The organism is Lentzea californiensis (genome assembly GCF_024648825.1).
Lineage (GTDB): Bacteria > Actinomycetota > Actinomycetes > Mycobacteriales > Pseudonocardiaceae > Lentzea > Lentzea californiensis.
Map to the genome: position 1 here is coordinate 77,922 of NZ_JANBBE010000002.1, position 26,983 is coordinate 104,904.

Consider the following 26,983-nt stretch of genomic DNA (forward strand, 5'->3'; position numbering starts at 1 on the left):
GGAGTGCGGAACTCCACGACGATTCCCTGCGTTGCACCGGTCACGGGGACAGGGAAGAGGGATTCGCATCATGAAGAAGGCGTTGGCCGGCCTGCTCGGCCTGGCAGGGGTGGCGTGGGCGCTGAAGGACGTGCCGAAGCAGCTGGGCGGCAAGCCCGACCCGGTCCGGATGGCGCGCTCACCGCGCTACCGCGACGGGAAGTTCCACAACGACAAGGAAGTCCGCACGGTCCCTGACCGCGACTCCTTCTCCATCCGCGACTTCGTCTTCGGCAGCGAGGACCGCAAGCCGTCCGTCCCGGTCCCGCTCGTGGGACCCGCCGCGCCGGTGTCCGAGGGCCTGCACATCACCTGGTACGGCCACGCCTCCGCGTTGATCGAGATCGACGGCGCCGCGGTGCTCATCGATCCTGTGTGGAGCGACCGGGTCTCGCCTTCCGTGCACGTCGGCCCCAAGCGGCTGCACCCGGTTCCGCACCAGTTGTCGGATTTGCCCGCTATCAGCGCCGTGGTGATCTCGCACGACCACTACGACCACCTCGACATGCAGACCGTGCAGGCGTTGACGTCGGGCACGTCGGCTGTGTTCGTGGTGCCGTTGGGGCTCGGTGCGCACCTGGCTCGGTGGGACGTGCCCGCTGCTCGGATCGTCGAGCTGGACTGGGACGAGTCCCACTCCGTCGACGGGTTCACCCTCACCTGCACCGCAGCACAGCACTTCTCCGGGCGTTCGGTGCAGCGCAACGTCACTTTGTGGGCGTCCTGGGTGATCAAGCGCGGGTCCCGGTCGGTGTTCTACAGCGGGGACACCGGGTACTTCGAGGGGTACAAGGCGATCGGAGCGGCGCACGGCCCGTTCGACGCGGTGTTGATGCAGGTCGGCGCGTACGACGATGCCTGGCCGGACATCCACATGACGCCCGAGGACGGCGTCCAGGCGTTCGACGACGTCGGCGGCGGGCTGTTGATCCCGGTGCACTGGGCGACGTTCAACCTCGGGTTCCACCCGTGGGGCGAGCCGATCGACCGCATCTGGCGGGAGGCCAAGGCGCGCGGGGCGAAGTTGGCCGTGCCTCGGCCGGGGGAGCGGGTCGATGTGGACAAGCCGGGCGAGGTCGACGGGTGGTGGCAGGCGCTCGCCTGAGGCGTCTGTTGGGGGAGCGCGAGTTCTCGATCTTGGGTAGGCAGAGGCCCCGCCCACCACGGGGGACTAACCACCACTCAAGGAGCGTCGCCCAACCTATCGGCGCCGCAGCTAAATTGAGGTTCTGCTGCCGTGGCGGTCAGACCCCCGTGGAGGGCGGGGCGTGCGGGCGGGGCGTGCGTGCACGCCGAACCCGAGACGGTCAGACGTCACGACGGCCTGCGCCGCGCACGATGGGCACGCCACGAGGACCGGGGTGGCGGCCAGGTCGCAGAGGCAGGCGCCCGAGTCGCGGTGGCGGGTCATGCGCACAGGACACACCTGGGACGATGGCCGGGTGACACGAATCGTTGCCGGGACCGCGGGAGGCCGCAGGCTCAAGGTTCCGCCCCAGGGCACGCGGCCCACGTCCGACCGGGTGCGGGAGGCGTTGTTCAGCTCACTCGAGGCGTTGGTCGACCTCGACGGCGTGCGGGTGCTCGACCTGTACGCCGGGTCGGGGGCGCTGGGGCTGGAGGCGTTGAGCCGGGGCGCTGAGCACGCGACGTTCGTCGAGTCGGACAAGCGGGCCGCCGACGTGCTCAAGGGCAACGCCAAGGAGCTCGGGTTCGCGAACACGACCATCGTCAACCGCACGGCTGAGGCCTATGTCTCGGCTGAGGGGGAGAAGTTCGACGTCGTGTTCGCCGATCCGCCCTATGCCGTGGGTGACGACGAGCTCGCCAAGGTGCTCCGGGGGATCGCGCCGAGGCTCACCGCGGACGCCATCTTGATCGTGGAACGTGCTTCGCGAAGTGTCGAACCAGCGTGGCCTGAAGAGGTGGAATCCTTGCGTGCCAAGCGTTACGGGGACACGGCTGTGTACTGGGCCCAGGTGCGTGCTGATGGGTGACGAGAACCACGGACACGCCTGGAGGCGTCCGATCGGGTGCTAACGTCCGGCTCATGACGCGTGCCGTGTACCCCGGCTCCTACGACCCGGTAACCAACGGTCACCTGGACATCATCGGGAGAGCCGCACACCTCTTCGAAGAGGTTGTCGTCGCTGTGCTCATCAACAAGAACAAGCGCACCTTGTTCGACGTCGAGGAGCGGCAGGAGATGCTGCGCGAGGTCACGTCGCAGTGGGACAACGTGCGCGTGGACTCCTGGCACGGCCTATTGGTCGACTACTGCCGCGAGAACAACATCAAGGCCATCGTGAAGGGCCTGCGCGCGGTCAGCGACTACGACTACGAGCTGCAGATGGCGCAGATGAACCACCAGCTCACCGGCGTCGACACGCTGTTCATGCAGGCCAGCCCGCAGTACTCCTACCTGGCGTCCTCGCTGGTCAAGGAGGTCGCGACGTACGGTGGCGACGTCTCGACGCTGCTGCCGGCGTCCATCGAGCAGCGGCTGCAGCAGCGCCTCGCCGAGACGCGCTAGTCCAGGGCGAGCTTCATCCCCACGTGCGACGCGGTGAACCCGAGCCGCTCGTAGAACCGGTGCGCGTCCACGCGTGACGCGTCCGTCGTCAGCTGCACCATGCCGCAACCGCGTGCGCGCGCCTCGTCGATCGCCCACCTGATCAGATGCTCGCCGAGGCCGTTGCCGCGCTGGTCGGAACGGACCCGCACGGCCTCCACGGTCGCGCGGGTCATGCCCAGGCGGGACAGGCCGGATGTGAACGTCAACTGCAGCGTGCCCACGACCTCGTCGCCGTCGACCGCCACGGCCAGGTGCTGGTGCGGGTCGGCGTCGATCACCTCGAACGCCTTCAGGTAGGCCGGATCGCCCGGCTTCTCCCGCTGCGCGCCGAGCGGGTCGTCGGCCAGCATCGCCACGATCGGGTGGACATCGGCGGCCGTCGCCCGCCTGATTGTGATCTTCACGTTTCTCCCCGGCTGGATGTGGGCAAATCCTGACACGCCCTGCCGATCTCCCTCTCCCGAAGAGATCGGCAGGGCACACTTGTGGGTGGGAGTCACAGGGGTTAGGGAGTGAGACGTGTACCGGGTGTTCGAGGCACTCGACGAGCTCGTCACGATCGTCGAGGAAGCGCGCGGAGTTCCGATGACCTCGGGTTGCGTCGTGCCGCGCGGCGATGTGCTCGAACTGCTCGACGACGTGCGCGACGCGATCCCCGCGGAGCTCGACGACGCGCAGGACGTGCTGGACCACCGTGACGAGGTCGTCGGCAAGGCCAAGCACGAGGCCGAGTCCGGCGTGTCGAAGGCACGCGCCGACGCGGACCGCATGCTCGCCGAGGCGCAGGCCGAGGCCGAGGCGATGCTGTCCGACGCGCGCGCCCGTGCCGAGCGGATGATCGCCGAGGCGGAGGACCAGGCCGAACGGACCGTGGCCGCCGGCCGCCAGGAGTACGACGACCTGGTGGGTCGTTCGCACGCCGAGGCCGAGCGCATGATCCAGGCGGGCCGCGCCAACTACGAGCGCGCCACCGAGGACGGCCGCGCCGAGCAGGCCAGGCTCGTCAACGAGCAGGAGGTCGTCCGCACGGCGCACGCCGAGGCGGCACGCCTGCTCGACGCCGCCCAGAACGAGTCCATCCGGCTGCGGTCGGAGTGCGACGCGTACGTGGACAGCAAGCTCGCGGACTTCGAGGACCTCCTCGCACACACGCTCAGGTCGGTCGGCAAGGGCCGTTCGCACCTGCGCGGACCGGCCGTCGCGGGTGCCGCGGCGCCGTTCGACTACGGTTCCTGACGAACCAGCCCGGTCCCGGGTCGACTGAACGTGTGATTCGCGCTACGTCGGACAGGTGCGATCACCTGCCGATTTCACGCGCGGGGGCGTCGTCCCGTACCCTGGACCGGCTGGACGTGGTAGGTCCCCGTCAGCAAAACCCGAAATCATGACACAGCATCGTCACGCGTCCACGCGTCCCACAGCATCCAGTCCCTGGGTCATCGACACCAGGGACATCGGCCGTCGCGCCGGGTTGAGCCGACCCTTCACGAGGTCGGTCCCCGGCGAAGGTGTGGGGCTGCTCGGGGTGATCGCAGTGCCCGAGGGCGGGGAAGTTGAGCTGGACCTCCTGATCGAATCGGTCGTGGAGGGTCTGCTCGTGTCGGGGACAGCGTTCGCCAAGGTCGAGGGTGAGTGCTCGAGGTGTCTCGAGCCGCTCACCGATGAGGTTGAAGTCCAGGTCACGGAGCTCTACGCGTGGCCGGACAGCACCACGGACGAGACCACTGATGAATTCGAGGTCAGCCGGATCGTCGACGATCTGATCGACCTCGAGCCTGTGGTGCGGGACGCCATCGTTCTCGCGCTGCCGCAGGCACCGCTCTGCGAGCCGGACTGCAAGGGGCTTTGCTCCGAGTGTGGTGGCAGGTGGGCGGAGCTCGGGCCCGACCACGGGCATGAGACGATTGACCCTCGTTGGGCCGCGCTGCAAGAGCGGTTCGACGATGACAACTCGGAGGAGAAGTAGTCGTGGCCGTCCCGAAGCGGAAAATGTCGCGTTCGAACACCCGTGCGCGCCGTTCCCAGTGGAAGACGTCTGCCGTGCACCTGGTGGCGTGCTCCAACAAGGCTTGCCGCCAGCCGAAGCCGCAGCACATCGCCTGCCCGGCCTGTGGTCAGTACGCTGGCCGCCAGGTCGCTCAGCCGGCCTGATCTCCTCGGCGACGTAGTGGGGGGAAAGCCGCCGCGCGCACCGCAAGCGGACCGCGCGGACCTGCTCGAAGCGCTCGGCGTCCACCTGGACGCCGAGCTGCTCGTGCTGTCGCTCACCCACCGGTCTTACGCGTACGAGAACGGCGGCTTGCCGCCGAACGAGCGTCTCGAGTTCTTGGGAGACGCGGTGTTGGGGCTGGTCGTCACCGACCACCTCTACCGCACCCATCCCGACCTTCCCGAAGGTCAGCTCGCGAAGCTCCGTGCCAGCGTGGTCAACATGCACGCACTGGCCGGCGTGGCGCGCAACCTGAGTGACGGCGGGCTCGGTGCACACCTGTTGCTCGGTCGTGGCGAAGAGCTGACCGGTGGCAGGGACAAGGCAAGCATTCTCGCTGACGGCCTCGAGGCCGTCATCGGTGCGGTGTACCTGCAGTTCGGTATCGAAACCGCACGAACGTTCGTTCACCGGCTGTTCGATCCGCTCTTGGCCAAAGCTCCGCTTTTGGGTGCTGGACTGGACTGGAAGACAAGCCTGCAGGAGCTCACCGCTCAAGCCAGCCTCGGCGTCCCGGAGTACCGCGTGGACGACCAGGGGCCGGACCACCGCAAGGAGTTCACCGCAACGGTGCTCGTCGGTGGCCAGCCTTACGGCAAGGGTGATGGGCGCACCAAGAAGGAAGCCGAGCAGAAAGCCGCCGAAGCGGCTTATCATGTTCTGTCGGAACGGGCCAAGGCCGAGCAGGAGTCGGTCAGGGCCAAGAACGGACAGAATGGCGCCTCGGTGACGCCAGGGATCTCCCCAACCGAGGAAGACTGAGACCGCAATGTATGCGACCAGGAACCGCACGAACCGCCGCACCCGCACCGCTCGCGGGCCGGTGAACACCTCCCGCAGTGGAGGAATCCAGGGCCTTGTGCTGGTCAGGGACACGAGCCGCGCGGGGGTGTGGGTGCTCAAGCCCACCAAGCCGCAGGCCGCCGTGATCGACGCGCAGCCCTTCGACGAGGGCAAGTCCGAAGCCTGACGTGCCCGAACTCCCAGAGGTCGAGGTAGTACGCCTCGGCCTTGAAGCCCACGTCGCCGGCCGGGTCATCTCCTCGGTAGAGGTGTTGCACCCACGCGCAATCCGCCGGCACGACATGGGTTCCTTGGACTTCTGCGCGCGCCTGGCAGGCCAGCCAATAGCCGCTGCCAGGCGCCGCGGCAAGTACCTCTGGGTCGAACTGGCTGACAAGGCCGCCATGCTCGCGCACCTGGGCATGAGCGGCCAAATGCTCGTCCAGCCCTCGTCGGCCCCCGACGAGAAGCATCTGCGCGCCCGCTTCCGGTTCTCCGACGGCGGACCAGAACTCCGTTTCGTCGACCAACGCACCTTCGGCGGCCTGGCGCTGGCCGAACTGGTCGAGGTCGACGGCACCCTGGTGCCCGACTCGGTCGCGCACATCGCCCGCGACCCCATGGACCCTTTGTTCTCCCGTGATGCTGCCGTGCGCGCGTTGCGCCTGCGTCACACCGAGATCAAACGTGCCCTGCTCGACCAGACCCTCGTGTCCGGCATCGGCAACATCTACGCCGACGAGGCCCTGTGGCGCGCGAAGCTGCACGGCACCCGCATGACGGACAAGCTCACGAAACCCAAGGCCGCCGAGCTGCTCGACCACGCCACCGACGTGATGCGTGAGGCGCTCGGCCAGGGCGGGACGTCGTTCGACGCCTTGTACGTCAACATCAACGGGCAGTCCGGGTACTTCGACCGGTCACTCAACGCGTACGGCCAGGAGAACCGGCCGTGCAAGCGGTGCGGTGCCGCGATCGTGCGGGAGCCGTTCATGAACCGCTCCTCGTACTCGTGCCCGCGGTGCCAGCCCCGTCCTCGCTTCTAGAGCTTGAGCACGTTCGTCAGCTTGGCGTGCAGCTCCTTGAGGTAGGCGGCACCTTCTGGCTCCAGCTCGACCTGGTCGGGATCGTTGACCAGTCGGCTCGCGATGATCGTCTTGCCGGCCTTGATCTTCCGCGCTCTGCACCAGGTGTCGACGGACTTGCTCCGGGTGGTGCCGTCTGGCAGGTCGGCCGCAGTCAGCCGATCCTTCTGGCCGCACTCTTCCAGGTAACCGTTGACCGCTTGCAGGTACGAGTCGACCGTCAGCAGGTCTTCGATGGCCTTGTTCGCGGGCAGCGACAGCACGTGGTCAGCGGGCATGCCGGCATCGATGAGCTGCTTCTTCTTGGTGTCGCCGCCGCTGTCGCCGTCGAGCAGGTACACGGTTCGGTCGGCTGAGTCGAACAGCTCGAAGCTGTCCGCGCGGAGGTTCGAGAGACCTGGTGCGACTCGGTAGAACAGATCGGTCTCCTGCGTCGCCTTCCGGATGAGCGTGGGGAGCAGGAGCATCTCGCTCGGGCCTTCGGTGAGCACGGCGCGGCTGAAGCGGGAGTAGGCGGTGCGGCTGGCGCCGGCCATGACGTGCAGCTCGCGAAAGCCCGCCTTGCTGCTGCTCCAGAAGTTGCTCCGGAGTTCGCTGGTGTGTCGCGAGGTGGGAACCACGAACCGCAGACCGGTGCCGATGTCGGGTGGCAGGCAGTCGAGGGAGTGGGTCGTGTAGAGCACCTGCTGCGCAACCTCCTGTCGCTGAAGGATCTCCATCAGGTCCGCTTGGGCGTTGAGGTGCAGCTTGCTCTCGGCTTCGTCGATCAACAGGACAGGCCGTGAGGGACTGGGCCGGTCGTGGAGGAAAGCCATCATCGCGATGAAAGCGCGGAGACCCTCGCTGCGTTCGTCCAGCGATGTCGTGACGCCGTCTTCGCCCAGTTCGTGGACCAGTAGCTGAACCACGGAGCCCTGCACCGTCACCTCGACGGTCAGCTCGGTCTCCCGCCACAGCGGTCGCAACAACGTTCGCAAGCGACTGTTGATCTTGCGAAGGGCGGTGTACAGCAACGTGAGGTTGCCGCCGGCGATGAGTTCGCGGAGTTCCTGAGCTGACGTTCCTCCCAGGCGAAGCAGGTTCTGCAGAGCCGCCGGCTGTGTCAGATCGTCGGATGCCAGGTCGTAGGTGGTGGGCAGGACGCGATCTGCCTGGCTGAACAGCAGGAAGTCGGGGCAACGCTCGAGCAGCGCCCCGTCGACCGCCCGCTCAGGTCCGTGATCGACCATCAACCGGAGAGCCTCGCGCAGACTGGCCAAATCAGTTTCGAACGCCTTCTTCGAGACACCCCTGATGGCAGCAGGCATGGCGTCGATCGCGGCGATGACATCAGTGGCCGCTTGCCGATGCTTGTCGCCCCAAGCACGGTTCAACCCTTGCCTTATCGAAGCTAGTGCGTCAGGGAGGTTTTGGTTGAAACCGTCGTCGGGCAGGCGTCCGGTCACCAGATGTTGCTGCATGTCAGCAAGCGCATCTACAACGTGTTCCTGGAACCAGGCGACGGTGCGGCCGTGTCCCTTGGCTTCAAGCCGAACTCGCCCATCAACCCAGCGGCACACCGCGAACGACTGGAGCGCACCGATGTAGCAGCGTGCCAGCGACGCGCGGTCGTCGTCGGATGTCTGGAACGTCGCCTTGACCGGCGCGTCTTCCCAAATGTCGGATTCCCGGGTCCGATCCCCGAGGCTGAGCGGCTCGGACTGGACGTTCCTGCTCATCAGCCAGGCGAGGCCTTCGAGGACCGTGGTTTTGCCTGACTCGTTCGGTCCGAGGAAGGCGATGAGTTTCCCGTCCACGTTGCACGACGTGTCCGCGAGTCGCTTGTAGCCCTTGAACTCCACCTCCGTCAGTCGCACCCGCAGAGTTCTAGCACAGCTGTTCGGCCGCGAATGACCGATTAGGACCCCCGCGATAGACAGTACTGCGCACTGCGTAGTACTGTCCACGGCGCAACAGTGACACTCCCCAAAGCGGAGTTCGTTTGGTGATCAAAATGGGCTTCGCCGATTTCGACCACCAAGCCGAGGGTCGGAGGGGGCCATGGACACCAGTCAACTGCTCAAAGGGGTGCTGGACCTGGCCGTCCTTGCGGTTCTGCGCAAGGACGACGGGTACGGGTACGACGTGGTGCGCAGACTGCGTGCCGGGGGATTGGACGAAGTGGGCGACGCGTCGGTGTACGGGACGCTGCGGCGGCTCTACAACGCGGGGATGCTGACCTCGTACGTGGTGCCCAGTGAAGAGGGGCCGCACCGCAAGTACTACAGCATCAACGAGACCGGGCGGGCGCGCCTGGCTGAGTCGAGGGAGACGTGGAGGTCGTTCGCCAGCACGCTGGACGGCCTGCTCGAGGAGGTCGCAGCATGAACACGCAAGCGCTCGGTGTCGAGTACTACCTGACCGGGATGCGTGCCGCCCTCGACGACCTGCCGCCCAACGAGGTCGCCGAGATCATGGAGGACGTCGAGGCGCACATCGCCGAACTGTCGTCCGAGCTCGGTGAGAACGAGAGCCTGGAGCAGCGGCTCGGGCCGCCCGAGCAGTACGCGCAGGAGCTCCGGCAGGCCGCCGGGTACCCGCCGCGGACCGAGCGGTTGCCGGTCACGACCAAGAAGCAGCTGCTGACCCGGCCACGGGCCGCGGTCTGGGGGTTGGTGGGAGCCACCGGCGTCACGTTGCTCGCGGGGGCGGCGGCGTTGCGGGAGCCAGGAATCCTGCTCCTGCCCGCGGTGATCCTCGTGCTGAGCCTGGCGCTCGTGAACGACCGGGGGCCCGCGCAGCAGGAGATCATGAACCTGCCGGAGACGATCAGGCTCAAGAAGTGGCTGACGCCGGAACCGGGGACGCCGGCCGAGCGGGCGATCACCTATCTCAGGTCGTTGCAGCCCGCCTGGTGGCTGGTGCGGGCGGGGTTGCTCGGTCTTGGTGCCGTGCTGCTCGCCGGTCGCGACATCCTCGGGTTCCTCGCGATCGCCGCCGTCGCCGTGGTGTCGGTGTTCGCCGGGCCGCGCGCCAAGGTCGACCGGCGCTGGCTGTGGTTCAGCCTGCCCGCCTCGGCGCTGGCGGTGGGTCTGTTGTTCCAGGTGATCGACGTGACGGCTGGGCAGCTCGGGTACAACCCGTCGCGCTCTTCGTACTCGGGGCCCGTCGCGGAGACGTACGAGAACATCTACGTGTACGACGAGAACGGCAAGCTGCTCTCGAACGTGACGCTGTACGACCAGGACGGTCAGCCGATCAACGCGCGGCAGGGCTACACCAGCTGCTACGACTCCGACAACGGTCCTGAGCCTGTCATTCCCGCTAACCGCTATCCGCGGCCGAAGGTCGCCTACCAAAACGGTCGCTGTTACACAGTGGAACCGACCGTGACCGCTCCGTCAGCAACGTCGAGTGCGGAACCGCCGAGTTCCGCGAGCGCGACTCCGAGCTCGGTGCCACCTACTTCTGTGTCACCCAGCAAGTAATCGTAGGAGCGGGACCCGTCGGGGGGTCCCGCTCCTACTTGTTCTGCTGTGGGTCGGCCAGGTGACGCAAAATCGGCATGGCCGAGCGCAGGTGTTCTCTGTCTTCTGGCGAAAGTTCGGACATTCTTTCACTCAATAGTTCGGCTTCGCCGTGAGCGAGCGACAGGATCGTCTCGCGGCCGACTTCGGTGAGCACGACTATCGTCGCTCTGCCGTCGGCGGCGTCGGGCTCTCTTCGGACGAGGCCAGTGGACTCCAAGCTGGTCACGACGGTTGTAGCGGTCGGCTGAGAACACAGCGCGCGCACGGCGATCTCGCCGATCCGCATCGGGCCGTGGGCGCTCAGTTCTGACAGCACCAATAACTGGGTGGGTTGCAAACGACGGGCCGGTGCGGCCTGTCGAAGACTTCGCACCAGCCGGTGCACGGCCACCACGAGTTGAAGTGCCTCGTGGTTGGTGACGGTGGTGGGCATCGTTTCTCCGCGCGCATGTGATTGTCCGAATTCGGACACGAACCATGGCACTTTCCCTCATTCACGCTCCGCGCGCTATCCGCCAACTGCCGATAACCCATTCGGCCGTTGTGGTGACGCGAGGTGTCACGGCGCGCGTCCGACACACTTAAATGTGCTGGTAAACGGCGTAAAAAGCGCAGTGAAGCTCACTCGAACGGGCGCCGGGCTGAAGCATGATTCAGCGAGACAGATCTGCGGTCAGAACTGTGGGAAGGCGCACTCGTGTAGCCGTGTGGCGCAGCGCGTACCCCCGAACGGCCCACCTCCGTCCAGGGCAGACTGGTCCGGTGAGTCCGAAAACCAGACGTGGCGAGCTCCGCATCCACCTCGGCGCCGCTCCCGGTGTCGGCAAGACGTTCGCCATGCTCGGGGAGGCGCACCGCCGGCGGGAACGCGGCACGGACGTGGTCGTCGGATTCGTCGAGACCCACGGCCGTGCGAAGACCGCTGACCTGGCAGAACGCCTGGAAATCGTCGCGCGCAGGCGTTCCGCCCATCGCGGCGTCGAGCTCACCGAGATGGACGTCGACGCCGTGCTCGCCCGTGCGCCGCAGGTCGCCGTCGTCGACGAACTGGCGCACACGAACGCACCGGGATCCCGTAATGCCAAACGGTGGCAGGACGTCGAGGAACTCCTCGAAGCCGGGATTGATGTGCTGTCCACGGTCAACATTCAGCACCTGGAATCTCTGAACGACGTCGTGCACCGCATAACGGGCGTACCGCAGAAGGAAACGGTGCCGGACGAGGTCGTGCGCAAAGCGAACCAGATCCAGCTCGTCGACCTCACACCGGAAGCTCTGCGCCGCAGGCTCGCGCACGGCGACGTCTACGCGGCGAACAAGATCGACGCCGCGCTCGGCAACTACTTCCGCGTCGGAAACCTCACCGCGTTGCGCGAACTCGCGTTGCTCTGGGTCGCCGATCAGGTCGACGTCGCGTTGCTGCGCTACCGGACCGAACAGCAGATCACCGACACGTGGGAGACGCGCGAACGTGTCGTCGTCGCCATCACCGGTGGCGCGGAAAGCGAGACGCTCATCCGTCGCGCGCGTCGCATCGCCACGCGCGCGGGTGGCGACCTTCTCGTCGTGCACGTGCTGCGCGGCGACGGCCTCGCAGGCGCTGACCCGCACTCACTGCAGAAGTACCGCAAGCTCACCGAGGACGTCGGTGCCACGTTCCACACCGTGGTCGGAGATGACGTGCCGACGGCGTTGCTGGAGTTCTCACGCGGCGTCAACGCCACACAGCTCGTGGTCGGCACCTCACGCCGTTCGCGGTTCGCGCGCGTGTTCTCGGCGGGTATCGGCTCCACGGTCGTGCAGGAGTCCGGTGCGATCGACGTCCACATGGTCACGCATCCGGCGACGGCCAGCGGCTGGCGCGCCCGGTTCGCCGGCAGCCCGTTGAGGCCGAGCCGGCTCGCGTGGGGCTGGGTCCTCGCGGTGGCCGGTCCCGCGCTGGTCACGGCGGCCGGGGCGTCGTTGCGCGGCGGTCTGAACTTCTCCACGAACGTCATCGGCTACCTGCTGGTCACGCTGGTCGTGGCGATCGTCGGCGGACTCGGCCCCGCGATCGCCGCCGCGCTGATCAACGCGTTGCTGCTGAACTTCTTCTTCACCGAGCCCTTTTACACGTTCACCATCGACGCGCAGCAGAACGTGCTCACCTTCTTCGCGATGATCATCGTGGGCGTCTCCACGGCGTTGGTGGTGGACCACGCCGCGCGCCGTGCGACCCAGGCGGCGCGCGCTCGCACCGAGGCCACGCTCCTCGCGTCGTACGCGCGCACCGTGCTGACGAACCCGCAGCCACTCGCACGGCTGTTGGAGAAGGTGAAGGAAAACTTCGGTCTCACGTCCGTCGCGCTGTTGGAACGTGTCGACGGCTCGTGGGAGCGCGTCGCGTGCGTTGGTATCGGCCCGTGCGACGAGCCCGACGACGCGGACGTCGACATCGCCGTGACCCCGGACGTGCACCTCGCGCTGCGCGGCCGTTCGCTGCCCGCGTCAGACCGCCGGGTCCTCGAAGCGGCCGCGGGCCAGGCGTTGCTCGCGCTGAGGCAGCAGCGGATGGCCGAGCAGACCCTCGACGCCCAACGCCAGGCTTCTCGCACCGAACTACGCACCGCACTCCTGAGTGCTGTCGGCCACGACCTCCGCACGCCGCTGACCTCGATCAAGGCGTCCGTCGGCTCGTTGCGCGACCCGGAGCTGACGCTGTCGGACGCCGACACCGCCGAGCTGCTGGAGGCGGTCGAGGAGTCGGCGGACCGCCTGACCGGCCTCGTCGACAACCTGCTCGACTCCTCGCGCCTTGCCACCGGCGCCGTGGAGCCGCAGTTCCGCGCCGTCGGCTACTACGAGGCCGTCGCACGAGCACTGGCCGGCCAGGCCGGCGACGTCGAGGTCGACGTCCCGGAGTCGCTGCCACTCGTGCGCGCCGACGTGGGCCTGCTCGAGCGGGTGATCGCGAACGTCGTCGGCAACGCCGTGCGTTACGCCGGTGCCGTGGCGTTGCGCGCCTCGGCTCACGGCTCGGAGGTGGAGCTGCGCGTCGTCGACCACGGCCGCGGCCTGCCCAGCGGCACCGCCGGCCAGGTCTTCGCCCCGTTCCAGCGCCTCGGCGACCGCACGCCGGGTGGCGTTGGTCTCGGTCTGAGCGTGGCGAAGGGCTTCACCGAGGCCATGGGAGGCACGATCACCATGGAGGACACACCCGGTGGCGGCCTCACCGTGGTGATCTCACTCCCCGCCGAGGAGAGGGTCGCGTGACGAAAGTACTGGTGGTCGACGACGAGCCGCAGATCGTGCGCGCCCTGCGGATCAACCTCTCGGCCAGGGGCTACGAGGTCCTCACCGCCTCCGACGGCGCCACGGCACTCCGGCTGGCGGCGGACGGCAAACCGGACGTGGTGGTCCTGGACCTAGGACTGCCCGACATGGACGGCACCGACGTCATCGCAGGCCTGCGCGGCTGGACCACCCTGCCGATCATCGTCCTGTCCGCCCGCACCGACTCGGCCGACAAGGTCGACGCCTTGGACGCCGGCGCCGACGACTACGTGACGAAACCGTTCGGCATGGACGAACTCCTAGCCCGGCTGCGCGCTGCCGTCCGCCGTTCGGCCACGACCGGCCCCGAGGACGAACCGATCGTGCAGACCGCCTCGTTCACCGTCGACCTGGCGGCGAAGCGCGTGCTCAAGAACGGTGCTGAGGTGCACCTCACGCCCACCGAGTGGGGACTGCTGGAAGTGCTGGCGCGCAACGCGGGCAAGCTCGTCGCGCAGAAACAGCTGCTGCGGGACGTGTGGGGGCCCGCGTACGAGAAGGAGACGCATTACCTGCGGGTGTACCTGGCGCAGTTGCGGCGCAAGCTGGAGCCGGAGCCCGCCCGGCCGCGGCACCTGCTGACCGAGCCGGGCATGGGCTACCGGTTCGAGCTGTGACGGGACCCGCGCTGTGGTCCGGATGACCTGACCGCGCTGCTGATCTTGCGTCCGCAGAACCGTGCCGGACTACGGCTGCGGGTCCGGCGTGCCGGTGCTCGACGACGGGGACGACGGCGGCGCGGTGGGCGACTCCGAAGAAGAAGGAGTCGACGTGGGCGGCTCCGTCTCCGAAGGCGGCGTGCTCTGCGTCTCGGTCTGCGTCGGCTGGGCCGGGGTGGTGGTCAGCTGTGGCTGGTCGGGCGTGCCCGGCTTCGGCTGGTCCTGCGGGCGGGCGGCCTGCTTGCGGTCCGGTGCGGACGCCGGCTTCGGTGCGCCGGAGGACACGGTGACCACGACGGTGCTGGTGCTGCCGTCCGGTGCGACGCTGGTGATGGTCTGCACGACGTCGGCCGACGTGCGTTCCGGGACCGCCTCGCGGCCGGATGCGGCCAGCATGGAGGCCACGGTGGCGAACAGCGTCGCCACGACCACGCCGCCCGCAGCCAGCATGACTGCCGTGCCCACGCGCTTCTTCGGCTGGGCGGGCTCGGTCGGTGACTGCGGATGATCTTCCTCGAACACCACTCGCTCCTCGGGGGAAACCCGGTCGGATGGACTTGTGTTCGAGTTATCGGCGGAAACGCACCAAAGCCTCAGCGGAGCCACACCTTCGTGTAGCTCTGCGTTACAAGGCGGTGACTGGCGTAACCCTAAGGGGTCGTCGTCGTTGTGACCGGGTCCGTCGTCGTCGTGGTGACGACGGCCGTCGTGGTCGTGGTCGTCGCCTTGGTGGTGGTCGTGGTGTTCGACGTGATCACCGGCGGCGGGTCGTCGGTCGTGACCGTCGTCGTGGTGCCGTCCGGCCGCGTGATGGTCGTCACGCGCGTCTGCTTCTTCGTCGTCGTGGTGGTCGCCGAAGTGGCCGTGGTCTCGGCTGTCGTCGTCGTCTGCTCCGCGGTCGAGGACGGTGCGGACGTCGGCACGATGCTCAGGGCGTCGCGCACGGCCTCCTTGCGCGGCGGCTGGGTCGCCGGGGACTCGTTCGCGGTGTTCGAGCCCGCGGCGAGGGAGGCGACGGCGGCGAAGACGGTCGCCAGCACGACGCCTGAGGCGGCTAGGACGATTTGCGGTGCACCTCGGAAGAAGCGCGAGCGCGAGTCCGGTTCCGGGCTCTCGTACACGAAGTTTCCCCTGCTCGAAACGGTCAGCGGCCGAAGTTCTGGGTCCAGTAGTTGCCGCGGGTGTCCAGGCCCACGCCCATCGTGGTGAAGCTGCAGTTCTCGATGTTCTCGCGGTGGCCGGTGGACTTCATCCAGCCGTCGACGACGGCGGCGGCGTTGGGGTAGCCCATCGCGATGTTCTCGCCGCCCGGCTTCGGGTAACCGGCCTCGCGCATGCGGACGTCGAACGTCCTGCCGTCCTGCGAGGTGTGCGAGAAGTACTTCTTGGTCGCCATGTCCGTGCTGTGGGCCTGCGCGGCGGTCGTGATGCGGTCGTCGATCACGAGGGCCTTACACCCTGCCGCGGAGCGGGCGTCGTTCACGAGCGCGAGCACGGCCTGCTCCGGCGTCTGACCGGTGGGCGGCTGCGTCTGGGCGGGCGGCTTCGGCGCCTCGGGGGGTGGCGTCGTGGTGGACGGGGCCGCCGGCGTCGAAGGCGCGGAAGAAGGCGTCTCGGTCGTCGTCGAGGTGGCGGGCACCGAGGAGGACGTCTGAGGTGCGGACGTGCCGGCATCGGTGTCGCCGCCGTCGGACGGCTGTCTGCCGCCGTTCGGTGCGGCGGCGTTGCCCGTTCCGAACTGGTTCGCCGGGTCGGTGCTCTCCTGCTGCGCGGCATTGGTGAAACCGATGCCGAGAGGGGAGGTACCGGAGAGGGCGAGGCCGCCGATCCCGGTTGCACCGATCAGCAGGCCGAGTAAGAGGCTGCGGGCACTCACGGGTCGGGACCGTACCACTAATGGGTGACAACCCCAGAGTGCGTCTTCAGTCACCTGGCGTGACTACGCAACCATTCGGAGGTGGACGTGCGACTGAACGCGTGGGTGCGTGGCCGGGTTCAGGGCGTTGGTTTTCGCTGGTGGACGCGTGCCAGGGCGCTAGAACTAGGCCTGGTCGGGAGTGCTTCGAACAGGCCGGACGGCCGGGTCGAGGTCGTTGCCGAGGGATCGCGGGAGAAGTGTGAACAACTGCTGAAAGCTCTCCGTTCGGGTGAAACTCCCGGACACGTCGAATCTGTCGGTGAGCAGTGGTCTGATGCCAGGGGCGACCTGACCGGGTTCGTCGAGCGCTGAACCGTTCTCCGAGAGCCGGCGTAGTAGGGAATCGTGGACTCCTCAGAAGACGTCCTCATCCAGCTGTACGACCGCTGGGGGGGCCCGCTGCTGCACTACGTGCTGCGGCTGGTCGACGGCGACTACCAGCAGGCAGAGGACGTCGTGCAGGAGACGCTGCTCCGCGCGTGGCGCAACCACGAGGACCTGAAACCGGACGACGCGGCACCGTGGCTCTACACGGTCGCCAAGAACCTGGTGATCTCCGGTTACCGCCGCCGCAACGCACGCGCGACCGAGGTGCCGCTCGAACCGGTGGACCTCCCGCCGGTCAGCGACCAGGTCGAACACGTGCTGCAGACGTGGCAGATCGCGTCGGCGCTGAGAGCGCTCACGCCTGAGCACCGGACGGTCGTCATCGAGTTGTACTACCGCCGCCGCACCGTCGCGGAGGCCGCCAAGACGCTCGGCATCCCGCCGGGCACGGTCAAGTCGCGCTGTTTCTACGCACTGCGGGCGCTGCGCGACGCACTGGAGGAAAGAGGGGTGACCGAGGCGTGAGCTGCCAGCACACCGTCGACGTCGGCGCCTACCTCTTCGGCTCGCTCGACCTCTCCGAACGTGCCGCGTTCGAACGCCACCTCGGCGACTGCGACTGCTGTCAGGCCGAGATGCTGCGGCTGGCCCCGCTGCCGGGGCTGCTCGGCCGCCTGACCCTGGAGGACGTCGAGAACCTCGACGAGATCCCCGCCTGTCCGCCCGAGCCGAAGCACGACCAGCGCCGCGTGCTGATCGTCTGCGCGGCCGTGCTGGTCCTGCTCGCACTGGCCGGGGGCAGTTTCTTCCTGTGGCAGACGCCGTCGCGGCCCACCGCGGCTCCGCCCACTTCGAGCCAGCCGCCCACGCCGACCTGGGCCGCCAGGGACGCGGCCAGCGGGGTGAACGGCGAGGTCTCGATGGTCTCGAAGACCTGGGGCACCGAGATGTGGTTCAAGCTCGGCGCGGTCAAGCCGGGTGGGCGGTGCAAGGTCATCGTGTTCGACCGCAAGGGGCAGCGCGAGGTCGGCGGCTGGTGGGGTTCCGATCACGCGCCTGACGAGCGGATTCCCGGTTCCACGTCGTTCCGCGTCGACCAGATCGAACGCATGGAGGTGTCCGACGAGAGCGGGCTGCTGGTCACTCTCCGTCCATAGACGCGCAGGTCAACCCACGCCTCCCGCAGCACGCGCAAGCGCTTGGGTAGTCTGCCCCGCGTGCATCTCAAGAGCCTGACGCTGAAGGGCTTCAAGTCCTTCGCCTCGGCTACCACGCTGCGCTTCGAGCCAGGCATCACCTGTGTGGTCGGCCCCAACGGGTCCGGCAAGTCCAACGTGCTCGACGCGCTGCGCTGGGTGATGGGCACGCAGGGCGCCAAGGACCTGCGCGGCGGCAAGATGGAGGACGTCATCTTCGCCGGCACGTCCGGCCGCGCGCCGCTGGGCCGCGCCGAGGTGACGCTGACGATCGACAACGCCGACGGCATGCTGCCGATCGAGTACACCGAGGTGTCGATCACCCGCCGCATGTTCCGCGAGGGCGCCACCGAGTACGAGATCAACGGCAACTCGTGCCGCCTGATGGACATCCAGGAGTTGCTTTCGGACTCCGGCATCGGCCGCGAGATGCACGTGATCGTCGGTCAGGGCCAGCTCGCCGCGATCCTCGAGTCCAAACCGGAGGAACGGCGCGCGTTCATCGAAGAGGCCGCCGGCGTCCTGAAGCACCGCAAGCGCAAGGAAAAGGCGCTGCGCAAGCTGGAGGCGATGCAGGCGAACCTGACGCGCCTCACCGACCTCACCGCCGAACTGCGCCGCCAGCTCAAGCCGCTGGGCAAGCAGGCCGAGATCGCCCGCCGCGCGCAGGTCGTCCAGTCCGAGCTGCGGGACAGCAAGCTCCGCCTGCTCGCCGACGACCTGGTGACGCAGCGCGAGACCATCGCGCAGGAGGAGCACGACGAGGCGAAGGCCCGCGTGCGCCGCGCCGAGGTCGAGAAGTCGTTGCAGGCCGCGCAGTACCAGCAGAACGAGCTGGAGGAGCGGGTCGCTGCCGACTCGCCGAAGCTGCAGGCCGCACAGGACACCTGGTACCGGTTGTCCGCTTTGGAGGAACGCCTCCGCGGCACGGTCAGGCTCGCCGCCGAACGCGCCCGCCACCTGTCCGCCGACGTGGACGCGCCGTCGCGCGGACGTGACCCGGACGACCTCGACCGCGAGGCCGAGGAGACCGCCGAGATGGAGCTGGAGCTCCAGGAAGGCGTGACCGAGGCCCGCATCGCGCTGGCCGAGGCCGTGGAGACGCGCGCTGAACTGGAACGCATGGTCTCGCAGGCGGAGAAGGCGCACATCGCCGCCGTCCGCGCGATCGCCGACCGCCGGGAGGGCCTCGCCCGCCTGTCCGGTCAGGTGGAAGCGTTGCGCAGCAAGACGAACGCGACCGCGGAGGAGATCGAACGTCTCTCCGTCACGCTGTCCGAGGCGTCCGAACGTGCCGAGTACGCGTCGATGGAGCTGGCCGAGGCCCGCGAGATCACCGGCACCGAGGACGAGGACGACCACGGCCTCGACGAACGCCACCACCAGGCCGTGCAGTCCCACGACGCGGCACGGCAGCGCGTCGAGGAACTGGTCAAGGCCGAACGCACCGCGGAACGCGACATCGCGTCGTGGCGCGCTCGTGTCGACGCTCTCTCGCTCGGCCTGACGCGCAAGGACGGCGCCGGCGCGCTGCTCGCGTCGGACGTGCCGGGCCTGCTGGGTTCCGTCGCCGCGTTGCTGACCGTCGAACCCGGCTACGAGGTCGCGCTGGCCGCCGCGCTCGGCCCGATCGCCGACGCCGTCGCGGTGTCGTCCGGTGACGGCGCGCTCGCGGCCCTGAAGCTGTTGAAGGAGAAGGACGGCGGCCGCGCGGGCGTGCTGATCGGCTCCCACGGGTCCGCGGCGGACACCTCGCAGTGGGGCTACCTGCCACACGGTGCGCGGTGGGCCATCGACGTCGTGCACGCGCCGGAGGCGTTGCGCCCGGCGCTGGCCCGCGCGCTCGACCGCCTTGCCGTGGTGGGAGATCTGGACACCGCGGCCGGGTTCAACGGCCGCGCGGTCACCCGTGAGGGCGACCTCTTCGGCACGGACTGGGCGGTCGGCGGCTCGGGTGCCCAGGGCCAGAGCGTCATCGAGGTGCAGGCCGCCGTCGACGAGGCGCAGGAGCAGCTCGCGACCGCGGAACGGGCGCTGGAGCACGCTTCGGCCGCGCTGGAAGGCGCTCGTGCCGAGCAGCAGGCCCGCCGCAAGGTGCTCGACGCGGTCAAGGAGGCCATGCAGGAGGCCAAGGTCCGGCAGGCCCGCTCCGGCGAGCGGCTGAACCGGATGGCCACGGCCGTGCGGTCCGCGGAGGCCGAGGTCAACCGCATCTCCGAGGCGCGCGCCAAGGTCGAGCGGTCGCGCGAGGAAGCCCTGATGAAGCTGGGCGAGCTCGAAGAGCGGCTGCTGATGGCCGAGGAGGAGCAGACCCTCGACGACGAGCCGGACACCGACCAGCGCGACGCGCTGGCCGCTGAGCTGGCTCAGGCGCGTCAGAGCGAGATGGACGCACGTCTGGTGCAGCGCACCGCGGAAGAGCGCGCACGTGCGCTGCAGGGCAAGGCAGAGGGCCTGCGTCGTGCCGCACGCGCTGAGCGCGAGGCCCGCGAACGCCACGCCCGCGCCACCCAGCACCGCGCCCGTGGTGCCGTTGTCGCGAAGGCCGTCGTCCGCGGTGGCGAGCAGGCGCTGGAACGCATCGAGGTCTCGCTGTCCCGTGCCGCCCGCGAGCGCGACCAGGCCCAGGAACGCCGTGCGCAGCACGAACTCCTGCTGACGCAGGTGCGCGGCCTGGTGCGGGAGATGTCCGGTGAGCTGGAAAAGCTCGTTGACGCCGTGCACCGCGACGAGGTCATGCGTGCCGAGCAGCGCATGCGCATCGAGCAGCTGGAAACCAAGATCGCCGAGGACTTCGGCATCGGCCTGGAAGACCTGACCAACGAGTACGGCCCCGACGTCATGGTGCCCGCCTCGGCCGCCGAGATGGCGGAGTACCAGGCCGCCAAGGAACGCGGCGAGCAGGTCTCCGAGCCGCAGCCGATGCCGTACGACCGCGACACCCAGATGCGCCGCGCCAAGCGTGCCGAGCGCGACATGTCGTTGCTGGGCAAGGTGAACCCGCTCGCGCTGGAGGAGTTCGCCGCGCTGGAGGAGCGCTACAAGTTCCTCTCCACGCAGCTCGAGGACATCAAGGACACCCGCCGCGACCTGCTCACGGTCGTGAAGGAGGTCGACGACAAGATCCTCGAGGTCTTCACGCTGGCCTACGAGGACGTGGCGCGCGAGTTCGAGATCGTCTTCAAGGTCCTGTTCCCCGGCGGCGAGGGCCGCCTGGTGCTGACCGAGCCCGGCGACATGCTGACGACCGGCATCGAGCTGGAGGCCCGCCCGCCCGGCAAGAAGGTCAAGCGCCTGTCGCTGCTCTCCGGTGGCGAGAAGTCGCTGGCAGCGGTCGCGATGCTGGTCGCGATCTTCCGCGCCCGCCCCTCACCGTTCTACGTGATGGACGAGGTCGAGGCCGCGCTGGACGACACGAACCTGCACCGGCTGATCAGCCTGTTCGAGCAGCTGCGGGAGAAGTCGCAGCTGCTGATCATCACCCACCAGAAGCCGACCATGGAGATCGCGGACGCCCTGTACGGCGTCTCGATGCGCGGTGACGGCATCTCACAGGTGATCTCGCAGCGGCTGCGCACGACCGGCGACGAGCCCGCGCGTGCGGCGGCGCCGGCGAAGGCCGTGGTGTCAGCTGAGCCTGTGAAGGCCGCTGAGCCGGTGGAGTCCGCTGAGGCCGCGGAACCCCCGCCCGAACCGGCGGAGGCGCAGGCAGAGGCCTGAGAGGGCGGCCGGAGCGGTGCCTGGGGGGCTTGAACCAGCCCCGGCCGCGGCCTCTGCGCGGGCTGCGCCAGCGCGGTGACCTTCCTCTGGGGTCAGAGGCAGGTCCCCCGTCGACACCGTGCGGACGCAGCCCGGCGCCTGAAGGGGTGAGATCCCCCGGTTCCACCTCACCACTCCAGGTGCGCACCGCGACTCTGCCCGACGAACCTTGTGGAAACCTTGTATCGCCAGGTCAGGCACTCATCGCGGCAGTGTTCGCCCGAGTCCTCGCAGCAGGTGTTCAGGCGCCGCGGGAGTCCAGCCTGGCGGCCTGTTCCGGAGTGGGCGCGGTGCCGCCGAGGTGCGCCGGCGTCCACCAGGTGCCGGGCTCGTTCGGGTAGGAGGCCTGCGCGGTGTCCAGCAGGTCCTGCATCCGCTTGCGCAGCACGTCGTCACCGGAGTCGCCGGGGGAGGGCTCGAACGGCTCGCCGATGAGGATGGTGACCGGCACGTGCCGCTGGGTCAGGTCCTTGGGGCGGCCCTTGGTCCACAGGCGCTGGGTGCCCCACAACGCCATGGGGATGATCGGAACGCCGGCTTCGTGAGCCAGGCGGTTCGCGCCGGACTTGATGTCCTTGACCGTGAATGAACGGCTGATCGTGGCCTCGGGGAAGATCCCGACGACCTCGCCGGTGCGGAGCGCGGACAGGGCCTGCTGGTAGGAGGCCTGGCCCGCGCTCCGGTCGACGGGGATGTGGTGCATGCCGCGCATGAGCGGGCCTGCGATCTTGTTGGCGAAGATCTCGTGCTTCGCCATGAACCGCGTGAGGCGCCCCGAGGGATGCGCGCCATAGCCCGCGAAGATGAAGTCGAGGTAGCTGACGTGGTTCGACGCCAGCACCGCCCCACCCGTGCGAGGAACGTGGTGCGCCCCCTCCACGGTGAGCCGCAGGTCGAGCACCTTGAACATGAGCTTCGCTGCGGCGATCACCGGGGGATATACGCGATCCGACATACTTCCGAACGGTAGCCGTAAGGACTACTGACCGGTAGCGGCCCCTTCGTGTTCTCGCATGATCTTTGGCACGCCCGCCAGATCCTCGTCGTTGCACAGCAGCTTGAGGTCGTAGTACGGGTTGCCGTGGGTGTCGTCGTAGTCGAGATGGACTGCGATCACGTCCACGGGCTCGCCCAGCCAGTCCTGGGTCTGCCGCAACCAGGCGGCAGCGCGTTCCAGAGCTGACGGAAGATCATCGTCTCGGAATTCGACCGGCCGATACGGAACACCCTGGACACCGTCCCGGTTGTTCGGCGGCAAGGGCAGGTCGACGGCCACCCCGGATTCGTTGAGATCGAGTTGGATCGTTTCCTCACTCACTGTAGAAGAGTCCCCCACCCTCACCTGCCCTGCAAGCCCGAATCTGGGTGTTGCGGCTGTGACGTGGGTGTTCGTAACACGGCATACCAGCGCCGCGGTGCCCGCCGGTGTGAGTGATGTCTCGTGCTTCATGTGGCGCGCCTCAAGAACGCGATGTCGCGCTTGACCTTCGTGATCCGGTCGTGCGTAGGCATGAGCACCCGCGACAGTGCCGTCAGCAGCTGCTCCAGGTCCTCGGCCGCTCCGGCGGCGTCACCGGCCGAATAGCGCAGGCTGGCGAGCAGCCGCCTGGTCTCCAGGACGTCGTCGTGCTCGGGACCCAGCACCCGGACCTGGTCTCGCAGCAGCGGCTCGCAGACCTCGACGGCCTTGCCGAACTGCTTCGACGTGCCCAGGACCCGTGCCAGGTTCATCCGGACGGCGAGGGTCCGGGGGTCGTCCGCACCCGCCGTGCGCGTGTAGTCCCGCGCGAGCGCCCTGAACTCGGCGGCCGCGCCCCTGAAGTCACCCGCGTGGGCTCTGGCCTGCGCCTGAGCACCTCTGGCGGTCAGCTCTTCGAGTTCTCCGACGGACGACATCCGCGCCATTTTACAGAGCAACGCGTTCGTGACCTGGGACCGCCGAAAACTCCCTCGCTTCGAACGGCCGTGCGAGTGACCATTCCTCCTATGTACGACATCCGTTTCGCCGAACCTGGCGACCTCGGCGCCACGATGGCGCTGCTCGTCCGGCTCCAGGCCGACAAGGCGCACCACATCGGGTACCTCGGTGAGACAGTCGAAGAGCTCCGCGCGGAGCTCGGCGAGTTCGAGCCCTCCTGGGCGGACTGCACGGTGGTGGCCGTCGACGCCGACGACAACATCACCGGCATGCTCAGCGTGGAGATCGATGCCGAGCTCGGCCGTGCGTGGCTGCACGGACCGTTCGTCGACGTACCGGTCAACCACCCCGCGGGCAGCCGCATCTGGGACCAGACCGCCGACGCGATGTTCCGCCGCGCCACCGAGCTCCTCACCGGCATCACCGACCTCGAGCTTTACGGGCACACGGCCCACCGGCGGCTGGCGGCGTTCGCCGAACGGCACGCCTTCAGCGCCGGCAAGGCGAGCGCCATCCACGTCCTCGACAACGGGGACCTGCGCACGTTGCTGCTCAGGGACGCCAAGTGTCCCAGCGACCGTGAGATGCGCGTCCTCCCGACGGACAAGTTCGTGCACGAGGCCGTCGCGGTCCTGCACGAGCGATGTTTCCCGCACACGTACCTGTCCGGCCAGCAACTCGTCGAGTCCGATCCGGCGAAACGCACTGTCGTCGTCGCCATGGACGGCCAGCGCGTGCTCGGCTACGCCGCCGGCAAAGCCCAGCCCGAGGAGTACTACGTCGACTTCGTGGCCGTCGAGCCCGGGGTCCGCGGGCAGGGCGTCGGCGCCGCCCTCGTCACCGAACTGCTCTGGAAGCTCGCGGCGGACCACGGTGCCCGGCCGCAGGCCGCCGCGTCGATCTACGCGGGCAACGAGTCGTCGCAGAACATGTTCGCCCGCCTAGGATTCCGCCTTCACATCGAGCTCGTCTCGTACCGGCACACCGCGTGAGTGGCTGCCCAAATGATGACGCAATGACAGCAACCCACCCACGAGCAGGGTGACCGCCACCCCCAGGGGCGTGTTCCACCAGCCGGTCAGGGACTTCAGGTCGGCCGTCGCCTTCCCGAAGTAGATCGTCGGCGTGCTGCCGGCGAACTTGACGCCGAGGATCACGAAACCGACGACCAGCACCGTCGACACGAACGCGATGATCGCGTCCGCCTGCGTGACGCGCTTGAAGACGAGGCCGAGGAGGAAGGCCCCGAGCAGCGCGCCGTAGGTGTAGCCGGCGATGCCGAGCGCCTGCACCACGATCGGATCCGCCGTGGTCTTGTTCGAGGAGGCGAACAGGCCCGCGCAGACGATCAGCAGACCCGCCCACGCGAGGGTCCAGAGCCGTCCGTGGCGCAGGCGTTCGTCGTCGGTCATCGGGGTCTTGCGGATGCGTTCGTAGACGTCGGTGACCGTGCTGGAGGCCAGGGCGCCCAGCGACGACGACAGCGCGGCGGCGAGGATGCCGGCGATCACGAAGCCGGACAGGCCCGACGGCAGCGAGTTGACGATGAAGTACCCGAAGAGCTCGTCCTTGTTGCCGAGCTTCAGGTCCTTCACCGGGTCGACGCCGTTGTAGAACGCCCACAGCATCACGCCGATGAACAAGAAGAACGCGAACTGCAGGAACACCACGAAACCGGAGGCGATCAGCGCCTTCTGCGCGGACTTCACGTCCTTCGTGGACATGAGCCGCTGCACGATCAGCTGGTCCGCGCCGTGCGAGGCCATCGACAGCAGCGCACCGCCGAAGAACGCGGCGATGAACGGGTACGCGCCCGTCAGTGGTGACGAGGTGAAGTCGAAGATCTGGAACTTGTTGACGTCGACGGCCTTGGAGAACCAGCCGTCCTGCAGCTGACCCGACAGCCACCAGATCACCACGGCGCCACCGAGCACGTACCAGAGCATCTGGATGGCGTCGACCCACACGACCGCGCGCACGCCGCCGAAGAAGCTGTAGAACACCATCGCGATGCCGAGCGCCAGGATGATCGTCCAGTAGTTCGCGTCGATGCCGTACTGGGCGAGCACGAGCTTGATCGGGATGGCCGTCGCGAAGAGCCGGATGCCGTCCGCGAGCAGGCGGGTGAAGAGGAACGTCACGGACGCCGTGGCGCGCATGCCGTTGCCGTAGCGCTTGCCCAGGAACGCGTACGCCGTCACGAGGTCACCGGCGATGTAGCGCGGCAGCAGCACGAAGCTGACGATGATGCGGCCGACGATGTAGCCGAGCGCGAGCGTCAGGTACGTCATGCCGCCCTGCGCGGGCGTCGCCATGTACGCGATCACCGGCACGCTCAGCACCGTGAGCGTCGACGTCTCCGCGGACACTACCGAGAGGCAGACGACCCACCACGAGATGCGTTTCTCGCTGACGAAGTAGTCGGTGGACGACTTCTGCCTGCCGCCGATCCACATGCCGATCAACGGCATGCCGACGAGGAACAGGACGATGATCGCGAGGTCTAGTCCGCGCACTTCGGGTTCCCCACATTCAGCTTGGTCACTGGACCGGTGACGGGTTCTGGCAGTCGCAGCGGCCCGTCGCCGGGCGTGATGCTGCCGAGCAGCCGCGGCCCGGACGCGCCGGTCGCGGACGGCGTGTTGCCCGCGACCCCGTGCCACGTCAGGAATCCGAGCAGCGCGGCGAGGTAGGCCTCCTTGCCGTCGCGCGGCAGGCCCAGCGAGTCGCTGATCTTCAACGGGATGGGGTCGAGCGCCTTCGTCAGTGCTTCGACGAGCACCGGGTTGCGCATCCCGCCGCCGGACGCGACGACGGTGCTCGCGTCGTGCGCGCGGCAGGCGTCGGCGATGGTGCGGGCGGTGAGTTCGGCGAGCGTGCGGAGCATGTCCTCGGCCTGGACCGTGGGGAAGCCCTGGAGGTACTCGGCGTTGAAGTGCTCCTTGCCGGTCGACTTCGGCCACGGCTTGGCGTAGTACGGGTCGGCGAGGAGCTTCTTGAGGACGTCCTCGCGGACGTTGCCCCTCCTCGCGAACTCGCCGTTGGTGTCCTGGCGCCGTTCGCCGTGGGAGAGCACCTCCATGACGGCGTCCATCAGCGCGTTGCCGGGCCCTGTGTCGTACGCGATGGGCTGGCTTCCGGGTCTCACGACGGTGATGTTCGCGATGCCGCCGATGTTCAGCGCGATCGCGGGCCCGTCCTCGACCATGCCGGCGAGCCACAGCGCGTCGAGCGTGGACGCCAGGGGTGCGCCCTGGCCTCCCGCGGCGACGTCGCGGACCCTGAGGTCGGCGACGACGGGGACGCCGGTGCGTTCGGCGATCCAGGCGGGCTGGCCGAGCTGCAGGGTGCCGAGGCAGTCGCCGTCCTGCACCTCGTGGTGCACGGTCTGCCCGAGCGACGAGATCAGGTCCGCCGGCAGGTAGCCGGCGGCGACTTCGCCGAAAGCCTGTCCGAGCGAAGTGTCGAAGGCGCACACTTCAGCGAGGTCCCGTGGTTTCTCCAGGAGGTCCTTCGGGAACGGGTGCTCGGCGCACTGCACCGGCACGAGCTCGACGACGTCGCCGTGGATCGACAGGTCGGCGACGGCGACGTCGATACCGTCCATCGACGTGCCGGAAATCAGTCCGATCACCCTCACGACGTGTGGTCTATTCCACAGCGTGGCGGGACGCAAGGGCCTTGGTGAAATCTT

The 26,983-nt window shown here is 68.2% G+C and carries 29 protein-coding genes; 18 read left to right on the top strand and 11 right to left on the bottom strand.

The annotated features are described in order from the left end of the window. Positions 1-70: 70 nt before the first annotated feature. The 3 genes from LX88_RS11190 to coaD all read left to right on the top strand — a co-directional run bounded on the left by LX88_RS11190 (position 71) and on the right by coaD (position 2,572). Positions 71-1,144, top strand: a complete 1,074-nt coding sequence (locus LX88_RS11190) for an MBL fold metallo-hydrolase (protein ID WP_258947727.1) — start codon at positions 71-73, stop codon at positions 1,142-1,144. Positions 1,145-1,481: 337 nt separating this feature from the next. After that, positions 1,482-2,036 carry a 16S rRNA (guanine(966)-N(2))-methyltransferase RsmD gene (gene rsmD / locus LX88_RS11195; protein ID WP_258947728.1) on the top strand — a complete coding sequence of 185 codons (555 nt, stop codon included), beginning with the start codon at positions 1,482-1,484 and terminating at the stop codon, positions 2,034-2,036. A 53-nt stretch (positions 2,037-2,089) separates the two neighbouring features. Further along, complete coding sequence (gene coaD / locus LX88_RS11200; RefSeq protein ID WP_090066444.1) at positions 2,090-2,572, top strand: pantetheine-phosphate adenylyltransferase; 483 nt, start codon at positions 2,090-2,092, stop codon at positions 2,570-2,572. Here the strand turns inward: coaD and LX88_RS11205 are convergent. Beyond that, complete coding sequence (locus LX88_RS11205; protein WP_308203442.1) at positions 2,569-3,012, bottom strand: GNAT family N-acetyltransferase; 444 nt, start codon at positions 3,010-3,012, stop codon at positions 2,569-2,571. The two genes, coaD and LX88_RS11205, sit on opposite strands and share 4 nt — an antisense overlap. Before the next feature lie 121 nt (positions 3,013-3,133). On the opposite strand from LX88_RS11205, the gene LX88_RS11210 reads away from it, so the two are divergent. The 6 genes from LX88_RS11210 (at position 3,134) to mutM (ending at position 6,652) form a co-directional block, all read left to right on the top strand. Then, positions 3,134-3,850, top strand: coding sequence for a DivIVA domain-containing protein (locus LX88_RS11210; protein ID WP_258947729.1), 717 nt, complete (start codon positions 3,134-3,136; stop codon positions 3,848-3,850). A 148-nt stretch (positions 3,851-3,998) separates the two neighbouring features. Then, positions 3,999-4,580 (top strand): YceD family protein, encoded by a 582-nt coding sequence (locus LX88_RS11215; RefSeq protein ID WP_258947730.1) that lies wholly within the window; start codon positions 3,999-4,001, stop codon positions 4,578-4,580. Between the two features lie 2 nt (positions 4,581-4,582). Beyond that, on the top strand, positions 4,583-4,765 hold the full coding sequence (gene rpmF, locus LX88_RS11220) for a 50S ribosomal protein L32 (RefSeq protein WP_258947731.1): 183 nt from the start codon (positions 4,583-4,585) through the stop codon (positions 4,763-4,765). A 16-nt stretch (positions 4,766-4,781) separates the two neighbouring features. After that, the gene (gene rnc, locus LX88_RS11225) at positions 4,782-5,585 is read left to right on the top strand and encodes a ribonuclease III (protein ID WP_258948225.1); all 804 of its coding nucleotides are present in this window, start codon (positions 4,782-4,784) and stop codon (positions 5,583-5,585) included. 7 nt (positions 5,586-5,592) lie between these two features. Further along, positions 5,593-5,793: a hypothetical protein gene (locus LX88_RS11230; protein ID WP_258947732.1), complete on the top strand. Its 201-nt coding sequence runs from the start codon at positions 5,593-5,595 to the stop codon at positions 5,791-5,793. A gap of 1 nt (position 5,794) precedes the next feature. Next, the gene (gene mutM / locus LX88_RS11235) at positions 5,795-6,652 is read left to right on the top strand and encodes a bifunctional DNA-formamidopyrimidine glycosylase/DNA-(apurinic or apyrimidinic site) lyase (RefSeq protein ID WP_258947733.1); all 858 of its coding nucleotides are present in this window, start codon (positions 5,795-5,797) and stop codon (positions 6,650-6,652) included. Here the strand turns inward: mutM and LX88_RS11240 are convergent. Further along, complete coding sequence (locus tag LX88_RS11240; RefSeq protein WP_258947734.1) at positions 6,649-8,547, bottom strand: AAA family ATPase; 1,899 nt, start codon at positions 8,545-8,547, stop codon at positions 6,649-6,651. The genes mutM and LX88_RS11240 overlap by 4 nt on opposite strands. A gap of 184 nt (positions 8,548-8,731) precedes the next feature. On the opposite strand from LX88_RS11240, the gene LX88_RS11245 reads away from it, so the two are divergent. Together LX88_RS11245 and LX88_RS11250 are read left to right on the top strand one after the other, a co-directional pair. Continuing rightward, positions 8,732-9,058 carry a PadR family transcriptional regulator gene (locus LX88_RS11245; protein ID WP_090066438.1) on the top strand — a complete coding sequence of 109 codons (327 nt, stop codon included), beginning with the start codon at positions 8,732-8,734 and terminating at the stop codon, positions 9,056-9,058. Beyond that, on the top strand, positions 9,055-10,158 hold the full coding sequence (locus LX88_RS11250; RefSeq protein WP_258947735.1) for a DUF1700 domain-containing protein: 1,104 nt from the start codon (positions 9,055-9,057) through the stop codon (positions 10,156-10,158). The genes LX88_RS11245 and LX88_RS11250 overlap by 4 nt, the downstream gene beginning before the upstream one ends. Positions 10,159-10,192: 34 nt before the next feature. Here the strand turns inward: LX88_RS11250 and LX88_RS11255 are convergent, their stop codons facing one another. Further along, positions 10,193-10,633: a MarR family winged helix-turn-helix transcriptional regulator gene (locus LX88_RS11255; protein ID WP_030479707.1), complete on the bottom strand. Its 441-nt coding sequence runs from the start codon at positions 10,631-10,633 to the stop codon at positions 10,193-10,195. A 329-nt stretch (positions 10,634-10,962) separates the two neighbouring features. On the opposite strand from LX88_RS11255, the gene LX88_RS11260 reads away from it, so the two are divergent. Next, positions 10,963-13,452, top strand: a complete 2,490-nt coding sequence (locus LX88_RS11260) for a sensor histidine kinase (RefSeq protein ID WP_258947736.1) — start codon at positions 10,963-10,965, stop codon at positions 13,450-13,452. Beyond that, positions 13,449-14,129: a response regulator gene (locus LX88_RS11265; RefSeq protein WP_258947737.1), complete on the top strand. Its 681-nt coding sequence runs from the start codon at positions 13,449-13,451 to the stop codon at positions 14,127-14,129. The genes LX88_RS11260 and LX88_RS11265 overlap by 4 nt, the downstream gene beginning before the upstream one ends. Positions 14,130-14,198: 69 nt before the next feature. On the opposite strand, the gene LX88_RS11270 is transcribed toward LX88_RS11265, so the two are convergent. The 3 genes from LX88_RS11270 to LX88_RS11280 all read right to left on the bottom strand — a co-directional run bounded on the left by LX88_RS11270 (position 14,199) and on the right by LX88_RS11280 (position 16,047). Continuing rightward, positions 14,199-14,693, bottom strand: coding sequence for a hypothetical protein (locus tag LX88_RS11270; RefSeq protein WP_258947738.1), 495 nt, complete (start codon positions 14,691-14,693; stop codon positions 14,199-14,201). Positions 14,694-14,821: 128 nt separating this feature from the next. Next, positions 14,822-15,292 (bottom strand): hypothetical protein, encoded by a 471-nt coding sequence (locus LX88_RS11275; RefSeq protein WP_258947739.1) that lies wholly within the window; start codon positions 15,290-15,292, stop codon positions 14,822-14,824. 23 nt (positions 15,293-15,315) lie between these two features. Next, a complete protein-coding gene (locus LX88_RS11280; protein ID WP_258947740.1) occupies positions 15,316-16,047 on the bottom strand; it encodes a CAP domain-containing protein in 732 nt (243 codons plus the stop codon). A gap of 81 nt (positions 16,048-16,128) precedes the next feature. Between LX88_RS11280 and LX88_RS11285 the strand changes: the two genes are divergently transcribed. The 4 genes from LX88_RS11285 to smc are packed head-to-tail and all read left to right on the top strand — an operon-like array spanning position 16,129 to position 21,332. Then, a complete protein-coding gene (locus LX88_RS11285; RefSeq protein ID WP_090066431.1) occupies positions 16,129-16,401 on the top strand; it encodes an acylphosphatase in 273 nt (90 codons plus the stop codon). 33 nt (positions 16,402-16,434) lie between these two features. Continuing rightward, positions 16,435-16,941 carry a sigma-70 family RNA polymerase sigma factor gene (locus LX88_RS11290; RefSeq protein WP_258947741.1) on the top strand — a complete coding sequence of 169 codons (507 nt, stop codon included), beginning with the start codon at positions 16,435-16,437 and terminating at the stop codon, positions 16,939-16,941. After that, a complete protein-coding gene (locus LX88_RS11295) occupies positions 16,938-17,573 on the top strand; it encodes an anti-sigma factor family protein (protein WP_258947742.1) in 636 nt (211 codons plus the stop codon). Before LX88_RS11290 ends, LX88_RS11295 begins: the two co-directional genes overlap by 4 nt. Positions 17,574-17,633: 60 nt before the next feature. Continuing rightward, positions 17,634-21,332, top strand: a complete 3,699-nt coding sequence (gene smc, locus LX88_RS11300) for a chromosome segregation protein SMC (protein ID WP_258947743.1) — start codon at positions 17,634-17,636, stop codon at positions 21,330-21,332. A gap of 280 nt (positions 21,333-21,612) precedes the next feature. Here smc and LX88_RS11305 read toward each other — a convergent pair whose 3' ends face one another. The 3 genes from LX88_RS11305 to LX88_RS11315 form a co-directional block, all read right to left on the bottom strand. After that, positions 21,613-22,326 carry a lysophospholipid acyltransferase family protein gene (locus LX88_RS11305; protein WP_258947744.1) on the bottom strand — a complete coding sequence of 238 codons (714 nt, stop codon included), beginning with the start codon at positions 22,324-22,326 and terminating at the stop codon, positions 21,613-21,615. 24 nt (positions 22,327-22,350) lie between these two features. Further along, positions 22,351-22,689, bottom strand: a complete 339-nt coding sequence (locus LX88_RS11310; protein ID WP_030479697.1) for a hypothetical protein — start codon at positions 22,687-22,689, stop codon at positions 22,351-22,353. A 128-nt stretch (positions 22,690-22,817) separates the two neighbouring features. Then, positions 22,818-23,267: a tetratricopeptide repeat protein gene (locus LX88_RS11315; protein ID WP_258947745.1), complete on the bottom strand. Its 450-nt coding sequence runs from the start codon at positions 23,265-23,267 to the stop codon at positions 22,818-22,820. A gap of 90 nt (positions 23,268-23,357) precedes the next feature. Between LX88_RS11315 and LX88_RS11320 the strand changes: the two genes are divergently transcribed. After that, positions 23,358-24,281 (top strand): GNAT family N-acetyltransferase, encoded by a 924-nt coding sequence (locus tag LX88_RS11320; protein WP_258947746.1) that lies wholly within the window; start codon positions 23,358-23,360, stop codon positions 24,279-24,281. Here the strand turns inward: LX88_RS11320 and LX88_RS11325 are convergent. Both LX88_RS11325 and LX88_RS11330 read right to left on the bottom strand, forming a co-directional pair. After that, positions 24,231-25,805, bottom strand: a complete 1,575-nt coding sequence (locus tag LX88_RS11325) for a sodium:solute symporter (RefSeq protein WP_258947747.1) — start codon at positions 25,803-25,805, stop codon at positions 24,231-24,233. The genes LX88_RS11320 and LX88_RS11325 overlap by 51 nt on opposite strands. Continuing rightward, a complete protein-coding gene (locus LX88_RS11330) occupies positions 25,793-26,923 on the bottom strand; it encodes an anhydro-N-acetylmuramic acid kinase (protein ID WP_258948226.1) in 1,131 nt (376 codons plus the stop codon). The genes LX88_RS11325 and LX88_RS11330 overlap by 13 nt, the downstream gene beginning before the upstream one ends. Positions 26,924-26,983: the final 60 nt, after the last annotated feature.

Coding starts and splice junctions, on each gene's coding strand:
- LX88_RS11190 (WP_258947727.1), top strand. CDS start 71: ATGAAGAAGGCGTTGGCCGGCCTGCTCGGCCTGGCAGGGGTGGCGTGG.
- coaD (WP_090066444.1), top strand. CDS start 2,090: ATGACGCGTGCCGTGTACCCCGGCTCCTACGACCCGGTAACCAACGGT.
- LX88_RS11215 (WP_258947730.1), top strand. CDS start 3,999: ATGACACAGCATCGTCACGCGTCCACGCGTCCCACAGCATCCAGTCCC.
- LX88_RS11230 (WP_258947732.1), top strand. CDS start 5,593: ATGTATGCGACCAGGAACCGCACGAACCGCCGCACCCGCACCGCTCGC.
- LX88_RS11245 (WP_090066438.1), top strand. CDS start 8,732: ATGGACACCAGTCAACTGCTCAAAGGGGTGCTGGACCTGGCCGTCCTT.
- LX88_RS11250 (WP_258947735.1), top strand. CDS start 9,055: ATGAACACGCAAGCGCTCGGTGTCGAGTACTACCTGACCGGGATGCGT.
- LX88_RS11255 (WP_030479707.1), bottom strand. CDS start 10,633: ATGCCCACCACCGTCACCAACCACGAGGCACTTCAACTCGTGGTGGCC.
- LX88_RS11305 (WP_258947744.1), bottom strand. CDS start 22,326: ATGTCGGATCGCGTATATCCCCCGGTGATCGCCGCAGCGAAGCTCATG.
- LX88_RS11315 (WP_258947745.1), bottom strand. CDS start 23,267: ATGTCGTCCGTCGGAGAACTCGAAGAGCTGACCGCCAGAGGTGCTCAG.
- LX88_RS11320 (WP_258947746.1), top strand. CDS start 23,358: ATGTACGACATCCGTTTCGCCGAACCTGGCGACCTCGGCGCCACGATG.